This is a genomic window from Streptomyces sp. DSM 116795, from assembly GCF_055792905.1.
Genome location: NZ_CM147707.1, coordinates 3,292,118 through 3,306,221, shown reverse-complemented (window position 1 = coordinate 3,306,221; position 14,104 = coordinate 3,292,118). Strand labels below are relative to the sequence as shown.

General features: G+C 68.8%; 17 protein-coding genes. 9 read left to right on the top strand and 8 right to left on the bottom strand.

Annotated elements, in window-relative coordinates:
* Positions 1-92 precede the first annotated feature (92 nt).
* From glgC to ACSMXX_RS14210, 3 genes are all read left to right on the top strand, one after another.
* Entirely contained in the window at positions 93-1,313 is a 1,221-nt protein-coding gene (glgC, locus tag ACSMXX_RS14220; RefSeq protein WP_473184392.1) for a glucose-1-phosphate adenylyltransferase, read from the top strand.
* Between the two features lie 388 nt (positions 1,314-1,701).
* A complete protein-coding gene (locus ACSMXX_RS14215; protein ID WP_473184391.1) occupies positions 1,702-2,139 on the top strand; it encodes a DUF485 domain-containing protein in 438 nt (145 codons plus the stop codon).
* Positions 2,136-3,797 carry a sodium:solute symporter family transporter gene (locus ACSMXX_RS14210; RefSeq protein WP_473184390.1) on the top strand — a complete coding sequence of 554 codons (1,662 nt, stop codon included), beginning with the start codon at positions 2,136-2,138 and terminating at the stop codon, positions 3,795-3,797. Before ACSMXX_RS14215 ends, ACSMXX_RS14210 begins: the two co-directional genes overlap by 4 nt.
* On the opposite strand, the gene ACSMXX_RS14205 is transcribed toward ACSMXX_RS14210, so the two are convergent.
* Positions 3,769-3,984 carry a DUF397 domain-containing protein gene (locus ACSMXX_RS14205; RefSeq protein ID WP_473184389.1) on the bottom strand — a complete coding sequence of 72 codons (216 nt, stop codon included), beginning with the start codon at positions 3,982-3,984 and terminating at the stop codon, positions 3,769-3,771. The genes ACSMXX_RS14210 and ACSMXX_RS14205 overlap by 29 nt on opposite strands.
* On the bottom strand, positions 3,981-4,814 hold the full coding sequence (locus ACSMXX_RS14200) for a helix-turn-helix domain-containing protein (protein ID WP_473184388.1): 834 nt from the start codon (positions 4,812-4,814) through the stop codon (positions 3,981-3,983). The genes ACSMXX_RS14205 and ACSMXX_RS14200 overlap by 4 nt, the downstream gene beginning before the upstream one ends.
* A 141-nt stretch (positions 4,815-4,955) precedes the next feature.
* Between ACSMXX_RS14200 and ACSMXX_RS14195 the strand changes: the two genes are divergently transcribed.
* Positions 4,956-5,201, top strand: a complete 246-nt coding sequence (locus ACSMXX_RS14195) for a hypothetical protein (protein ID WP_473184387.1) — start codon at positions 4,956-4,958, stop codon at positions 5,199-5,201.
* A complete protein-coding gene (locus tag ACSMXX_RS14190) occupies positions 5,198-5,431 on the top strand; it encodes a hypothetical protein (RefSeq protein WP_473184386.1) in 234 nt (77 codons plus the stop codon). Before ACSMXX_RS14195 ends, ACSMXX_RS14190 begins: the two co-directional genes overlap by 4 nt.
* Before the next feature lie 171 nt (positions 5,432-5,602).
* Here the strand turns inward: ACSMXX_RS14190 and ACSMXX_RS14185 are convergent, their stop codons facing one another.
* On the bottom strand, positions 5,603-6,193 hold the full coding sequence (locus tag ACSMXX_RS14185) for a nucleoside deaminase (protein WP_473184385.1): 591 nt from the start codon (positions 6,191-6,193) through the stop codon (positions 5,603-5,605).
* Between the two features lie 103 nt (positions 6,194-6,296).
* On the opposite strand from ACSMXX_RS14185, the gene ACSMXX_RS14180 reads away from it, so the two are divergent.
* The 4 genes from ACSMXX_RS14180 to fdhA all read left to right on the top strand — a co-directional run bounded on the left by ACSMXX_RS14180 (position 6,297) and on the right by fdhA (position 11,190).
* Positions 6,297-7,292: an antibiotic biosynthesis monooxygenase gene (locus ACSMXX_RS14180; RefSeq protein ID WP_473184384.1), complete on the top strand. Its 996-nt coding sequence runs from the start codon at positions 6,297-6,299 to the stop codon at positions 7,290-7,292.
* A 53-nt stretch (positions 7,293-7,345) separates the two neighbouring features.
* Positions 7,346-8,773, top strand: a complete 1,428-nt coding sequence (locus tag ACSMXX_RS14175) for an FAD-binding oxidoreductase (RefSeq protein ID WP_473184383.1) — start codon at positions 7,346-7,348, stop codon at positions 8,771-8,773.
* Between the two features lie 261 nt (positions 8,774-9,034).
* On the top strand, positions 9,035-9,820 hold the full coding sequence (locus ACSMXX_RS14170) for an Fpg/Nei family DNA glycosylase (RefSeq protein WP_473184382.1): 786 nt from the start codon (positions 9,035-9,037) through the stop codon (positions 9,818-9,820).
* 140 nt (positions 9,821-9,960) lie between these two features.
* Entirely contained in the window at positions 9,961-11,190 is a 1,230-nt protein-coding gene (fdhA, locus tag ACSMXX_RS14165; RefSeq protein WP_473184381.1) for a formaldehyde dehydrogenase, glutathione-independent, read from the top strand.
* Positions 11,191-11,370: 180 nt separating this feature from the next.
* On the opposite strand, the gene ACSMXX_RS14160 is transcribed toward fdhA, so the two are convergent.
* The 5 genes from ACSMXX_RS14160 to ACSMXX_RS14140 form a co-directional block, all read right to left on the bottom strand.
* Positions 11,371-11,688, bottom strand: coding sequence for a hypothetical protein (locus ACSMXX_RS14160; RefSeq protein ID WP_473184380.1), 318 nt, complete (start codon positions 11,686-11,688; stop codon positions 11,371-11,373).
* A 201-nt stretch (positions 11,689-11,889) separates the two neighbouring features.
* The gene (locus ACSMXX_RS14155; protein WP_473184379.1) at positions 11,890-12,216 is read right to left on the bottom strand and encodes a hypothetical protein; all 327 of its coding nucleotides are present in this window, start codon (positions 12,214-12,216) and stop codon (positions 11,890-11,892) included.
* A gap of 196 nt (positions 12,217-12,412) precedes the next feature.
* On the bottom strand, positions 12,413-12,796 hold the full coding sequence (locus ACSMXX_RS14150; protein ID WP_473184378.1) for a hypothetical protein: 384 nt from the start codon (positions 12,794-12,796) through the stop codon (positions 12,413-12,415).
* Between the two features lie 307 nt (positions 12,797-13,103).
* Positions 13,104-13,433, bottom strand: coding sequence for a hypothetical protein (locus ACSMXX_RS14145; RefSeq protein ID WP_473184377.1), 330 nt, complete (start codon positions 13,431-13,433; stop codon positions 13,104-13,106).
* Between the two features lie 239 nt (positions 13,434-13,672).
* Positions 13,673-13,996 (bottom strand): hypothetical protein, encoded by a 324-nt coding sequence (locus ACSMXX_RS14140; RefSeq protein ID WP_473184376.1) that lies wholly within the window; start codon positions 13,994-13,996, stop codon positions 13,673-13,675.
* Positions 13,997-14,104 lie beyond the last annotated feature (108 nt).

Genomic DNA, 14,104 nt, shown 5'->3' with positions numbered 1-14,104 from the left:
CAGGCGTGCGGCAGGCGCGCGGCGCGGTGACGGCGTGAGCGGTGGCCGGGCGCACGCACGGCGGCGGACTACAGGCGGCGGAGGTTTTCGGGATGGCAGCAGGACCGCGCGTACTGGGCATCGTGCTGGCGGGCGGTGAGGGCAAGCGGCTGATGCCGCTCACGGCGGACCGCGCCAAGCCCGCCGTCCCCTTCGGCGGCGTCTACCGGCTGATTGACTTCGTACTGTCGAACCTCGTCAACGGCGGGATCACGCGGATCTGCGTCCTCACCCAGTACAAGTCGCACTCGCTGGACCGGCACATCTCCACGACCTGGCGGCTCACCGGCCTGCAGGGCGACTACGTGACGCCCGTACCCGCGCAGCAGCGGCTCGGCCCGCGCTGGTTCATGGGCAGCGCGGACGCCATCTACCAGTCGCTCAACCTCATCCACGACGAACAGCCCGACTACGTCGTCGTGTTCGGCGCCGACCACGTCTACCGCATGGACCCGCGCCAGATGCTCCGGCAGCACATCGCGGGCGGCGCGGGCGTGACCGTCGCGGGCATCAAGGTGCCGCGGGAGCAGGCGAGTTCGTTCGGTGTGATCAGTACGGAGCCGGGCAGCGACCGCGTCAACCAGTTCCTGGAGAAGCCCGAGGACCCGCCCGTACTCGCCGGCGACCCGGACAACGTCTTCGCCTCGATGGGCAACTACATCTTCTCCACCGACGTGCTCCTCGACGCCCTCCGCCGGGACGCGGAGGACGAGGAATCCGTGCACGACATGGGCGGCAGCATCCTGCCGCTGCTCACCGACCGCGGACAGGCGCAGGTCTACGACTTCGACGCCAACGAGGTCCCCGGCGAGCGGGAACGCGACCACGGCTACTGGCGCGACGTCGGAACCCTCGACGCGTACTACGACGCGCACATGGACCTCATCTCGCCCGAGCCCGTCTTCAACCTCTACAACCGCGCCTGGCCCATCTTCACCAACCAGGCGCAGCTGCCGCCCGCGAAGTTCGTCGCGGGCGGCATCGCGAGCGAGTCGATGGTCAGCACGGGCGCGATCATCGCGGGCCAGGTCACCGGCTCGGTGCTGGCGCCGGGCGTCGTCGTCGAGGAAGGGGCGGTGGTGCAGGGCGCCGTGCTGCTTCCCGGCGTACGGGTGGGCCGCGGCGCCGTGGTGCGGCAGTCGATCCTCGACAAGAACGTCGTGGTTCCGGAAGGCGCGACCGTCGGCGTCAACAGCGAACACGACGCCGAGTACTGCACGGTGTCGGACGAGGGCATCGTGGCGCTCGGAAAGGGCCAGCACGTGCGGCTGTGAACCGACGGGCGCGCCCTCGCCGTCGACCCCCAACCTTCCGTGTACGAAGCAGAGTTGACGGTACGAAACGGGGCAGGCGGCGGGCCGCCGTTGCCGCCGCCCGTGTGAGTGCCCGGGCACGTTACCTTCACCGTCCCCCTTCACGGACAGCCCTTTCGTGATCACCATCCGTGGCCCTAAACTGCCGTAACCGCCGGTAAACACCGGTGTCTTCGCAGCCGTTCCGTGTCTCGGTTCCTCAGGCTGCCCGCGTTCACCCCCACTGGAGTACCTTTTGACTTTCGCCCGTCGCCCCGTCATGTCTGCACACTCACACCGCCGTGCGCCGCAGACACTCCGCAACGACTCCGTGCACCAGGGGAGTTCGGGGTTCCTCCGACGGGATTCCATGCGACCGGCCTACCGTACGGGTTCCTCCAGCGAGGCCCTCAGCGCCGCCAGGCGCACCCAGCTCAACCGGGGTCTCGGCCTCGTCCTCGGCGTCTTCGCGCTGTACGCGCTCGTCTCCTGCTTCATCCCCGGCCTGCTGCCCGTGGAGGTCGTCGGGGGCTTTCGCGTCGGCGAACTGGCCGCTTTCGCACAGGTGTTGGTGATCACCGCGGGCGTACTGACCCATGACCGCCACGCCCGGCGGCACATCGAACCCCTCGCGGCGCGCGTCGCGACCCGCGAACCGGCCTTCCACGCCGACGAGTCCCACCGCCCTGTGACCGCTGCATCCGCATCCGATGCGGATGCCGACGTGGCCGCAGAGTTCAACGCCTTCGACTCCTCCCGGGCGTTCGGCGGCCGGCAGACGGGTCGCGCGGTGAGGGCGACCACGTGACGCCACTCGCCGACGAAGGCGCGCTGGCGATCTCCGTCTTCCTGGTCTTCCTCGCGGGCTGCCTCTTCGTCTCCATGCTCGCCAGTCCGGATCTGCACGAGGGTGCGGACGACTTCCTCGCGGAGCAGGGCAACAGGCACCCGCTGCCCCAAGGGCTCGCCCTGACAGGCGACTTCATCTCAGCGGCCGGTGTCCTCTACTTCTGCGGAATCGTCGCGGTCGGCAGCTATGACGGCATCCTCGTCGTCGCCGCGGCCGCACTCTCGCCTCTGCTGCTGAAGGTGCTGCTGGCCGAACGGTTGCCCGCCGGCCCGGGCTGGTCACTCGGCGACGCCTTCGCGCGCCGCCTGCCGGCCGGTCCCGCCCGCCGCGCCGCCGGAATCGCGACGCTCGTGGTGTCCGTACCGCTGCTGATCGCGCAGCTCGTTCCGATCGGCCAGATCACGGCCACGCTGATGGGGCTGCCGGGGCAGCATGGCCAGATCGCAGGAATAGCACTGGTCGGCATCCTGATCGTCTCCTGCGTGGCGATCGGCGGCGTGCGGGGTTCCACGCGTCTCCAGATCGTCAAGACGCTCGGGTTCCTGCTCATCGCGCCGCTGCTGTGCGTACTCATACTCGCCCGCTTCGACTGGGACTACGGTGAGGTGCTGGCCCAAGCCGCGCAGGGCAGCGGCGTCGGCGACGCCTACCTCGCGCCCGGCCGGCTCTTCGGCAGCGACCTCACCGGACGCCTCGACACCCTCAGCCTCGCCGTCACCGTGCTCCTCGGCACAGCCTTGATGCCGCACATGGTGACGCGCCTCTCGACCAGTGGTACGGCGGAAAGCGCACGCCGCGCGACCAGTTGGGCCGTCTTCGCCAGCTGTCTGCTGTGCGTCTCGGCCGCGGTCATCGGGTACGGCATACAGGCTGTCGTCGGCGCGAAAGGGCTCAGCGAGGCAGGCCCGCGGGGCGGCAACAACCTGCTGCTGCTCGCTGCGGCCTTCGACGGAAGCGACCCCAACAGCCCTGGCGATCCAGGCACGTTGCTGACGTTCATCTCCTGCGCGGCCTTCCTCACCGTCCTCGCCTCGGTGTCCGTACTGCTGCTGGCAGGCTCCGCCGCGATCGTCCACGACATGGGACGCGACCGGCACGTGCCCGCGGGGGCGGCGCAGCCCGGGCCCCAGGGCGCAGGGGGAGGCGTCCCGCGCAGGCCGCTGCGGGCGAGAGTCGCCCTCGTGGCCGTGGGCGCGGTCTGCATCGTCATGGCCGTCCTCGGACGCACGGCCGACGCCCAGTTCTGGCTCACCCTCTCCTACACCGAAGCCGCCACTGTCGTACTCCCCACGCTCGCCTGCGCGCTGTTCTGGAGAGGCTTCACTCTGCGAGGGCTGCGCTGGTGCGTGTACGGGGGCACGCTCGTCACGCTCGGGCTGCTGGCCCTCTCACCGGCCGTCTCCGGCAGCCGGGACTCCGTCTACCCGGACGGGGACTGGGCCGTCTTCCCCCTGTACGCCCCGGGCCTGATAAGCATCCCGGTCGCGTTCCTGCTGGCCTGGGCGGGCACCCGTCTCACTCCGGCGGCTCGGGTCACCCCGGCGGCACCCTCCCGGCCTCAACAACCGGGCCCCGCCCACGACTTGTTCAGCGGCAGCGGAGCACCCCGCCGCTGACGGCGTCGACGAATGAGGCCCAGCTCCCGGCGGGGAAGACGAGGGCGGGCCCGTCCGGCACCTTGCTGTCGCGTACGGGCATCACACCGGGGAAGCCGTCGGCGACCTCGATGCAGGCCCCGCCTTCACCGTTGCTGTAGGAGGACTTGCGCCACGCTGCGTCGGTCAAGCCGTGTGAAGTGCTCATGGTGTCGAGTAGTCCTTCATCGCCGATGCGATCACGGGGAGGGATGCCACCGGTGACAGCGCGGCGGCCCTCGCGTGATCGTATGACCTCTGGAACTTGGCGACCAGCGGCGGTTCGTCGACGAGTTGGCCGGTGTGCGCACCCTCGGTGTAGGCCACGGGCGGTGCGTCATCGAAGGTCATGAGGATCGTCGTGCCGTACATGAGTGGATGCGGCCCGGCCGAGAACGGGACGACCTGCACCACTACGGCCATATGACTGTCGGCCAACTCCGCAAGCCGGTCGAGCTGTTCACACATGACAGGTGATCCGCCGACCGGCACGCGCAGCGCAGCCTCATGGATGATTGCCCACAACTCCGGAGTTGTTGGGTCGGCCAGCAGCCGCTGGCGGTCGAGCCGGGCTCGCACGTGCTCCTCGATCTCGTCCCCTGGCGCGAACGGCAACGTCGCCCGCGTCAGCGCCCGCGCATACGCCTCGGTCTGCAGCAGCCCCGGTACCAGCATGGGTGCGTACTCGCTGATCGTGGTGGCGAGCTTCTCCAACTCCGCCGCGTCCGCGAAGTAGTCGGGGTGTTTGGAGCGGCGGGCCAGCCGGCACAGGCGCTGGATGTGCTGTCCGCTGCCCAGCACGTCGTCGAAGAGCTTGGAGACGTCCGTCTGCGGACGGCGTACGGCCGACTCGAACTGCCCCACGTACGTGCCGGAACAGAACACGCGCTCGCCCAACTGCTCCTGCGACAGGCCCGCCTGCTCTCGCAGACGGCGAAGTTCCGCCCCGTAGAAGGCGCGTGGCGAGGTGTAGGGGTCGAGGTTCTTGGGCTGGGTCATGGCCGGTGTCCCGTGGGTCGAGCAGATCGCCTGCTGGGTCGGATTCCCTACTCAGCGTAGCCGGGACGGGTGACGCTATGAGTGCGAGTTGTGACAACCGGCAACCAGTGAAGAGCAACCGGCGAAAGGCGATCACGTCCCATGCACTCCGTACACCCCGACTCCTTCGACGACCGCGCGGTCGAGGCCATCACCACGTCCACCGAAGCCGTCGCCGGCCTCCAGGACGCTCTGACGGAACTCGGCATCACTCTCCCCTCCCTCGGCATCGACCTGCTCTCGTGCAGCCGCCCGGTCGACCCCCGTCCGCTGATCGAGCTGGGCCGCTGCAACCTGGAGACGGCCGCCGCTCTCACCGCCGCCCTCCGCCGGGCGCAGGCGAGTTGAGCCGGGAGACCGCCCCGCCGCCCGCCAGGGGAACCGTCGTCGTGGACGAGGAGCGCGGCCGGGTCGGCGAGGTGATGGACCGGGAAGGCGGGCGGCTGCAGCTGCGCCCCGTACGCGGCGGCCGCGAGTGGGACGCCGACCCCGCCCGCGTACGTACGGCCACACCGGCAGAACGCCTCCACGCCACCCTCGCCGCGGTCAACGCGGCCAGCCGCTGGGAGCCGACGTGAGAGACGTGAGAGGGCCGGCGGGCGGCGGCTCCCATGACGGCGGCGGACCGCCCCGCGGTGTCACGGAAGGGCCGCGGGACGATCCGCCGCCGGGTCCGGAGCGCCGGGCGGTCCCCGGGGCGTGCCCCGAGAGCCGCCTCGGACGGAGGTCCGGACGGGACGCCGGCACGCTCAGTAGGCGTGCCGGTCGGGCTTGTTGGTCCACGCCTCGTACGCCTGGAGGCCGAGCTCGGGGTGGACCTGCTCGATGTGGACCCGCCGTTCGTCCAACGGCTTCTGGAAGTCCTCGTACTGGAAGGAGTCATCGAAGCCTATGCGCCGCGTGTCGTCGAGATCGCAGCTGTAGTACACGTTGTCGATCCGCGACCAGTAGATCGCGCTCATGCACATCGGGCACGGGGCGCCGCTGATGTAGATCGAGCAGTCCTGAAGCATGCGCGCCCGCTCCGGCACGGGGTCGGGCGAGCCCTCGGGACGCGACACGTACTCCAACGTGCTCTCGTTCTGGTGCTTTTCGGAGATGGAGGGCGCCTCGGGATTGAGGTACTGAATCGCTCTGCGTATGGATTCCATCTCGGCGTGCGCGGTCGGGTCCCCGGTCAGCAGTACGCGGTTCTGTCCGCGAGCGATGACATCTCCGTTGTGGGTGATCACGGCACCGAAGGGACCGCCCCAGCCCATTTCCACGGACTCTGTTGCCAGTCGCACGGCTTCGGCGATGAGGTCCTTCTCGCTCGTCTTCTCCTTCTGCTTCATCTTCATGCAGGAACTCCGATCTGCATCGAATTCGCTCTGTGTGATCGTCGGTATTCGCAGGGATATGCCCGAGTTGCACCGAAAATCACATTTGCCTACGCTACCTGAAATGAGCGACCACGCAAGCCGTGATTCCACGGCAGAGAGCGCCACTGTGGTGACCTCACAGAAAGTGCGCACAGGCCGAGTTGACGACTATCAGCGCTGGCAGGACAGGACCAACGACGCGGCCCGCCGGTTCGACGGATTCGAGGGCGCCGAAGTCTTCCCGCCGGAGGGCGGTAACGGCGACGGTGACGGAAACGAATGGGTCGCGGTCTTCCGGTTCTCCGATATCGATCACCTGACGACGTGGCTGGATTCAGGCACTCGGCAGGAGTTGCTGGACGAGGCGCGCCCGCTCTTCGAGGAGTCGCCGACCCAGGAAGTGCTCCGTGGCGGCAGCCCCGTACAGAAGGAGCCGGAGGGCGTCACCGCCGTCATCTCCCATGAGGTGAGGCCGGGGAAGGAAGACAGCTTCGCGCGCTGGCAGGAGAAGATCGAGAAGGCGCAGGAGAGATTCCCGGGGTTCATGGGTTCCGAATCGTTCAAGCCCGTCGAGGGAGTCCAGGACAACTGGGTCGTCGCTTTCCGCTTCGACTCCCGCGAACACCTCGACGACTGGCTCGGGTCCGGCGAGCGCGAAAAGCTCCTGAAGGAGGGAGAGCCGTACATCGTCTCCTACGACGTACGCAAGGTCGGCTCCGCCTTCAGCGGTTGGTTCCGCTTCGACACCGACGCGGAACAGGGCGCACCGGCCAACTGGAAGCAGGCCATGTGCGTCCTGCTCGCCCTCTTTCCCACCGTCTCTGTGCTGAATCTGTCGGTTGGATACGAGCTGAACGAACTCGGAGTGCCCGCGTATCTCGGCCTGTTCATCGGAAACGCACTGAGCGTCAGCGCGCTGACGTGGCTGCTGATGCCGCTGGTGAACAGGGCCCTCGCCTTCTGGCTCGTGCCGGGCCGCGCGAGCAGGCGCCGCGTCCAAGTGACGGGCGTCGCTGCGGTGTTGCTGTGCTACGCCGTCTTCCTGGTGGTCTTCGGTGTGTTCACCCCCGAGTACTGACCTCGGGCAGGCCTCCGGCCGGACCGGGCGCGTTCGCCAGACGAAGCGAGGACATGATGAGCAGCAACCGGAACCGGGAGAACGCGGCGTCCGCGGCACCCGGGGACTCCACGCCGGGCCTCGTCGGCACCGAGGAGGAAGTGATCAGACGCGGCGAGCCGGGCTACGAGAGCGCACGGGCGGAGGCCGTCTGGAACGGGCTCACACCGGACCGGTTCCCCGAGGTGATCGTGCGTGCCGCCGCCGAGCGGGACGTCCCCCGAGTCCTCACCCGTGCACGCGAGGAGGGCCTGCGCGTCTCCGTCCGTTCGGGCGGGCACAACTGGTCCGGATCGCAACTCCGCGACGGCGCCCTGCTGCTCGACCTCTCCCGGCTCCAGCACTGCGCGATCGACCCCGACTCGTCGACGGCCACGGTGGGCCCGGGCGTCACCGGAAGCAACTTCGCCGCCGAACTGTCCCGGTACGGGCTGGCGTTCCCCACCGGACACTGCCCGACCGTCGCCCTCGGCGGCTATCTGCTCAGTGGCGGGCTCGGCTGGAACTCCCGTGAGCTGGGCCCCGCTTGTCAGTACGTCGAGGAGATCGAGGCCGTCACCGCGGACGGCAGCACCGTCACCTGCAGCGAGACCGAGAACGCCGACCTGTTCTGGGCGGCGCGCGGCGCCGGCCCCGGCTTCTTCGCGGTCGTCACCCGCTTCCGGCTGCGGCTGCTCCCGCATCCCGGCGCGATCATGACCGCGTCCTTCACCTTCGCGCTCAACGAGGCCGAGCAGGTGGGGGAGTGGGCGCTGCGTACGGCGCGTGAGTCGCCGCCGAACGTCGAGACCAACCTCGTGCTCATGGCCTCCGGCCCCGCCAGGGGCTCGGCCGGCCCCGGCCCCAGGATCAGGATCGAGGCGACCGCCTTCGCCGCGACGCGGGAGGCGGCAGGGGACGCCCTGGCGCCGCTGGCCGCCTGCCCGTTCGCCGAACGCGCTCTCGACTTGCAGCCCTCCCAGCCGACGGCCTTCAGGTCCCTGTACGAGGGCTCGGGTTCCACATGGCCGCCGGAACACCGCTACGCCGTGGACACGCTGTGGTCGGCGGAGCCGTACGAGACCCAACTGGCCCGCAGCGCAAGGCTGATCGCCCGCTCCCCGTCCGAGCACTCGCTCGTGCTCATCCCCTTCGAGCCGGTCGCCCCGGACCCGGACGGCCTGCGGGACATGGCCTTCTCGGCGCTGGGCGAGTCCTATGTCGCCCAGTTCGCGGTATGGGAGGACCCGGCGGCGGACGAGACCAACACACGCTGGCTGCGCGAGGGCATGGACGAACTGGACCCGAACGGCACCGGCAGCCACTACATCGCCGAGGCGGACCTGGGAGCCGGCGCTTCCCGTTCGCGCCGCTCCTTCGCGCCCGCCGACTGGGAACGGCTGCGGCAAGTACGGGCGCGCTGGGACCCCTCGGGCCTCTTCCAGGACTACCTCACCCCCTGAGCCGCCGTCCGGTGAGGGGAACCGGGGCGGCGGCCCTCTTTCGGCCACGCCCGAAAGGGGCGTGCCCCCGCGCCCGCACACGGCATCCTCCAGGAAGGGCAGCGGTGCTCCGGCGGTTGTCCGGGGGAGGCCGGAGCACCGCGCCCTCGGCCCCCGCGCCGTCGTGGCGGCAGGCGGCTACGCTCGTAACCGCCGGCGGATTCGTCCCTGACGCACCTGTTCCCCCTGATGCCCCGGCTGCCGGGATTGGCGGTGGACGGCATGCCCGAACTGCCTGACGTCGAAGGCTTCCGCAGGATCCTCGACTCCTGCGCCCGCAACCGGCTGATCCAGCGGATCGACGTGTACGACACGGGCGTGCTGCACGGTGTGAGCGCCCCACGCCTCCGCCGTGAACTGGAGGGCCGCAGATTCACCGGGTCCGCCCGCCACGGCAAGTGGCTCCTCGCCCGTACCGGCGGCCCCACCCTGCTGCTGCACTTCGGCATGACCGGACAACTGGTGTGCAGCCGCCCGGCTGACGAGCGGCACGCGCACGACCGCGTCGTCTTCACCGTCGGCCGCGACCGCCAGCTCCGCTACCGCGACCAGCGCAAACTCAAGGGACTCTGGCTCGCCGACGAAGCCGCACTGGCCCGCACCCTCGACGCCCAGGGCCCGGACGCCGCCGCTGTCGGCCGTACGGACTTCGACGCCCTGCTCCGGCGGCGTCGCGGAGCCGTCAAGTCCGCCCTCACCGACCAGTCGCTGATCGCCGGAATCGGCAATCTGCTCGCCGACGAGATCCTCTGGCGCGCCCGCCTGCACCCCTCCCGCCGGGCCGACGGCCTCACCGACCGCGAACGCGCACGCCTGTACAGGGACATGCGCGCCGTCCTCCGCTCCTCGGTACGCGCCGAACGCGTACCGCCCCGCACATCCTGGCTCACCGGCCACCGCGACGACCCGCACGGCACCTGCCCCCGCTGCGGTACGGACCTCAGCCACAGCCGCACCGCCGGCCGCGGCACCGTCCAGTGCCCGCACTGCCAGCCGAAACCCGTCTGACTCGTCGAGTTGCGGAATCTCCGACGGGAATCCCGCAGCTCACAGGCGGTTTCAGCCCTCGACTGGCCGAGTCGCGCAGGGTGCTCCAGACTGCCACGAGGGGATGAAAGCGCCCATACGCATTGCCGGAGGGACATTTCATGAGTGGAAACAAGGCAGTCGCCTACATAGAGCCCGGCGTCGTCGAAGTACAGACGATCGACTACCCCGACCTGGACCTGCACGACGGTCCAGGGGTCGACCCCCACAATGTGGGCCGCCACTGCCGCCACGGGGTGATCCTCAAGGTCCTCGCGAGCAACATCTGCGGCAGCGACCAGCACATGGTGCGCGGCCGCACCACCGCGCCCTCGGACCTCGTACTCGGTCACGAGATCACCGGCGAGGTGATCGAAAAGGGCCCGGACGTCGAATTCATCAGCGAAGGCGACATCGTCTCCGTGCCGTTCAACATCGCCTGCGGGCGCTGCCGCAACTGCAAGGAGCGCAAGACCGGCATCTGCCTCAACGTCAATCCCGCCCGTCCCGGATCCGCCTACGGATACGTCGACATGGGCGGCTGGGTCGGCGGCCAGGCCGAATACGTGATGGTGCCGTACGCGGACTTCAACCTCCTGCGTTTCCGCGACCGCGAGCAGGCACGGGAGAAGCTGCTGGACCTGACGATGCTCTCCGACATCTTCCCGACCGGCTACCACGGCTGCGTCAGCGCCGGCGTCGGCCCGGGCAGCACCGTCTACATCGCCGGCGCCGGTCCTGTCGGCCTCGCTGCGGCGGCATCGGCCCAACTCCTCGGCGCCGCCGTTGTCATCGTCGGCGACCTCAACGAGCAGCGCCTCGCCCAGGCCCGCAGCTTCGGCTGCGAGACCGTCGACCTCACACGCGGCTCCCCGAAGGACCAGATCGAGCAGATCATCGGCGAGCCCGAGGTGGACGCGGCGGTCGACGCCGTGGGCTTCGAGGCCAGGGGCCACGGCAAGGGCGCCGGCGAGGCTCCTGCCACCGTCCTCAACACGATCATGGACGTGGCCAGGGCGGGCGCCTCCCTCGGCATCCCCGGCCTGTACGTGACGGAGGACCCCGGCGGCGTCGACAGCGACGCACAGACCGGCTCGCTCAAGATGCGTCTCGGCCTGGGCTGGGCCAAGAGCCACAGCTTCACCACGGGCCAGTGCCCGGTGATGAAGTACCACCGCCAGTTGGCCATGGCGATCCTCCACGACCGCGTTCAGATTGCGAAGGCGGTCAACGCCCAGGTCATCTCCCTGGACGAGGCCCCGCGCGGTTACGCCGAGTTCGACAAGGGCGCCAGCCGCAAGTACGTACTCAACCCGCACGGCGCGCTGGACCGCTTCAAGAAGGCCGCATAGCTGCTCTCTGACGCCCCGTCGGAAACGGCACGTGCGACGAAACGGCCCCGGAGGGTCTCCCGCCTCGATGCGGCGAGCCCCTCCGGGGCCGCAGACGGCCCGCGAGCATGAGAAAAGGCAGTCCCGGGACCGAGCTTGGGGGCCGGTCCCGGAACTGCCCGAAGGGGCTGTCGCAGACGCTCAGAGAACGCCGATGCTGCCGATGGCGCCGCCGAGACCGCCCTCGCCTTCTCCGGCCTCGTTCTCGGCGTCCTCGTTCTCGAGGCCGCACAGCTGCTGGTTGGCGCTCGAGTCGCCAAGACCGCCGACGAGGGGGCCGTTGATGTTGACCAGGCCGACCTGCTCGACCCCGGAGTCGTCCCCGAGATTCTGAACGCACTTGATGTAGACCGGGCCGTGGTGCTCGTCGTCATCATGAGCGGACGCGACGCCTGTACCGATCATGCCGACGCTGCCGATCATGGCGGCCACAATTGCAGCTTCGCGAAGCTTGGCCATTTCTTCTCCACTTCCGTGAGGGCTTGACACGACCCGTAGCTGATCGTGTGTAGGCAGTGACAGACAGTATTCGGGAAGTCTCCAATCAGGCCCGCAACACGCCGCATTGCGCTGATTATCGAAATCGTGCGGCCGTAGACGCAGTTCAGGGACCGAGTCCATGTACTCGGTCCCTGAACTGCTTTTCGGTTCGGCCCGTGATCAGAGCCCGATGCCGATGTCGCCGATGGCGCCGCCGGCGCCGCCGGTGGCGTCTCCGGCCTCGTTCTCGGCGTCCTCGTTCTCGAGGCCGCAGAGCTGCTGGTTGGCGCTCGCGTCGGCGTCGCCACCGTTGAGGGCGTCGTTGACGTTGATGGTGCCGCTCGTCTGGTTGGTGAGGGTGTTGTCGCCGGTGTCCTGCGTGCACTCGATGCTCACGGAGGGCGGCGGCTCTTCCTTCTCGCCACAGGCGGCGGCGACGCCGGCGCCGATCATGCTGACGCTGCCGATCATGGTGACTACGGCAGCAGCTTCGCGAAGCTTGCGCATTTCATCTCCAGTTCGATGGGGGATGCGAACAGTGTCAGTTTGACTACTCTCGGTGAGAAACAGTATTCACGAAGTCAGCTTTTGTCCTGCAACACGCCGTATTGCCTCATTCATTGAGTTGGGCGGGCAGGCACGGCTCGGGGGCCGAGCGCGCTGGCCCGGCCCCCGAGTGTTTCCGGAGGGCTGTTTCGAGCGATCAGGCCCCATCCTCGATGGGAGGCGCCACCACTTCGCCCACGGAGATGTCGCCGACTCCACCGCCGGCGCCGCCCGTCGCACCGGAAGGCGGTGCGGTGGTGCCGTTGGAGGTGGGGGTGTCGTTCTCCGAGGAGTTCTCGGCGCCGTCGTTCTCGAGGGCGCAGAGCTGCTGGTCGGCGGTCTCCAGGGCGTCGCCGCCGTTGAGGGCGTCAGCGGCGTTGACGGTGCCGCCTTCCGTGTTCGTCACGGTGTTGTTCCCGGCGTCCTGTTCGCAGGTGATGGGGAGTCCCGACTCGCCCTGGGCGGCCGCGATCCCGACGCCGATCACGCTGACGCTGCCGACCACGGCGATCGCGACAGCGGCTGTGCGAAGCTTGTGCATTTCATCTCCAATTCCTGAGGGCGTGAACGCGATCGAATACGGATCGCATGCAAGCGGTGACAGATGGTATTCGCGCCTCTAGTGCTTTTTTGCGGTGCAACACACGGTTTTAGGCTGATTGTTCTCGTCGGAATGGGGCTCGCTCCGTACGTATCGCGGCTTCCACCAATGAGTGGCGCCGCCCGGCTGCCGCCATGGCGGGACAGCGGTACGTGCGGATTCCGGGATGCCGGTTGGAGCGACATGACTGAGGGACCGAGCCATGAGCTCGGTCCCTCAGTCATTTTCTTCCGACAGGTGCCGGTGATCAGACCGCTGCGCCGCCGATGGTGATGCCGGCGATCGCGCCGCCATCGCCGCCGGTGGCGTCTCCGGCGGTGTTCTCGGCGTCTTCGTTCTCGAGGCCGCAGAGCTGCTGGTTGGCGCTCGAGTCGGCGTCGCCGCCGTTGAGGGCGTCGTTGATGTTGGCGAGGCCGCTCGTCTGGTTGGTGGCGGTGTTGTCGCCGGTGTCCTGTGTGCACTCGATGCTCACAGAGGGCGGCGGCTCCTCGCCGCCGGCAGCTGCAACGCCGGCGCCGATCATGCTGACGCTGCCGATCATGGTGACTACGGCGGCAGCTTCGCGAAGCTTGCGCATTTCTTCTCCACTTTCCCTGAGGCTTGACGCGATCAGTGGTCGATCGCATTCAGTCAGTCATCGACGGTATTGCCGGTTGTGCACTTTCAGTCCGCAACACGCCGAATTGGGCGCATTATCCGTGAATGAGCCGGGGGTACTGCCGCTGCTGGTGGGCTCCCGGGCGCCGTACGACGCGACCGGGGGACCGGGCTGAGTGCCTGGTCCCCCGGTTACGGCTTCTCGACTGGCGTCAGTGATCAGAGGCCGATGTCGATGGCGCCGATGGCGCCGCCGGCGCCGCCGGTGGCGTCTCCGGCCGTGTTCTCGGCGTCTTCGTTCTCGAGGCCGCAGAGCTGCTGGTTGGCGCTCGCGTCGGCGTCGCCGCCGTTGAGGGCGTCGTTGATGTTGGCGAGGCCGCTCGTCTGGTTGGTGAGGGTGTTGTCGCCGGTGTCCTGCTCGCAGGTGATGCTCACCGCGGGCGGCGGCTCCTCGCTGCCGTGAGCGGACGCTGCGCCGGCGCCGACCATGCTGACGCTGCCGACCATGGTGACTACGACTGCAGCTTCGCGAAGCTTGCGCATTTCATCTCCACTTCCCTAGGGGCTTGACACGATCTGTAACAGATCGCATGTGAGCAGTCACAGACGGTATTGCCGCATGTCGGGCCTTCCCGCATAACACGCCGTAAA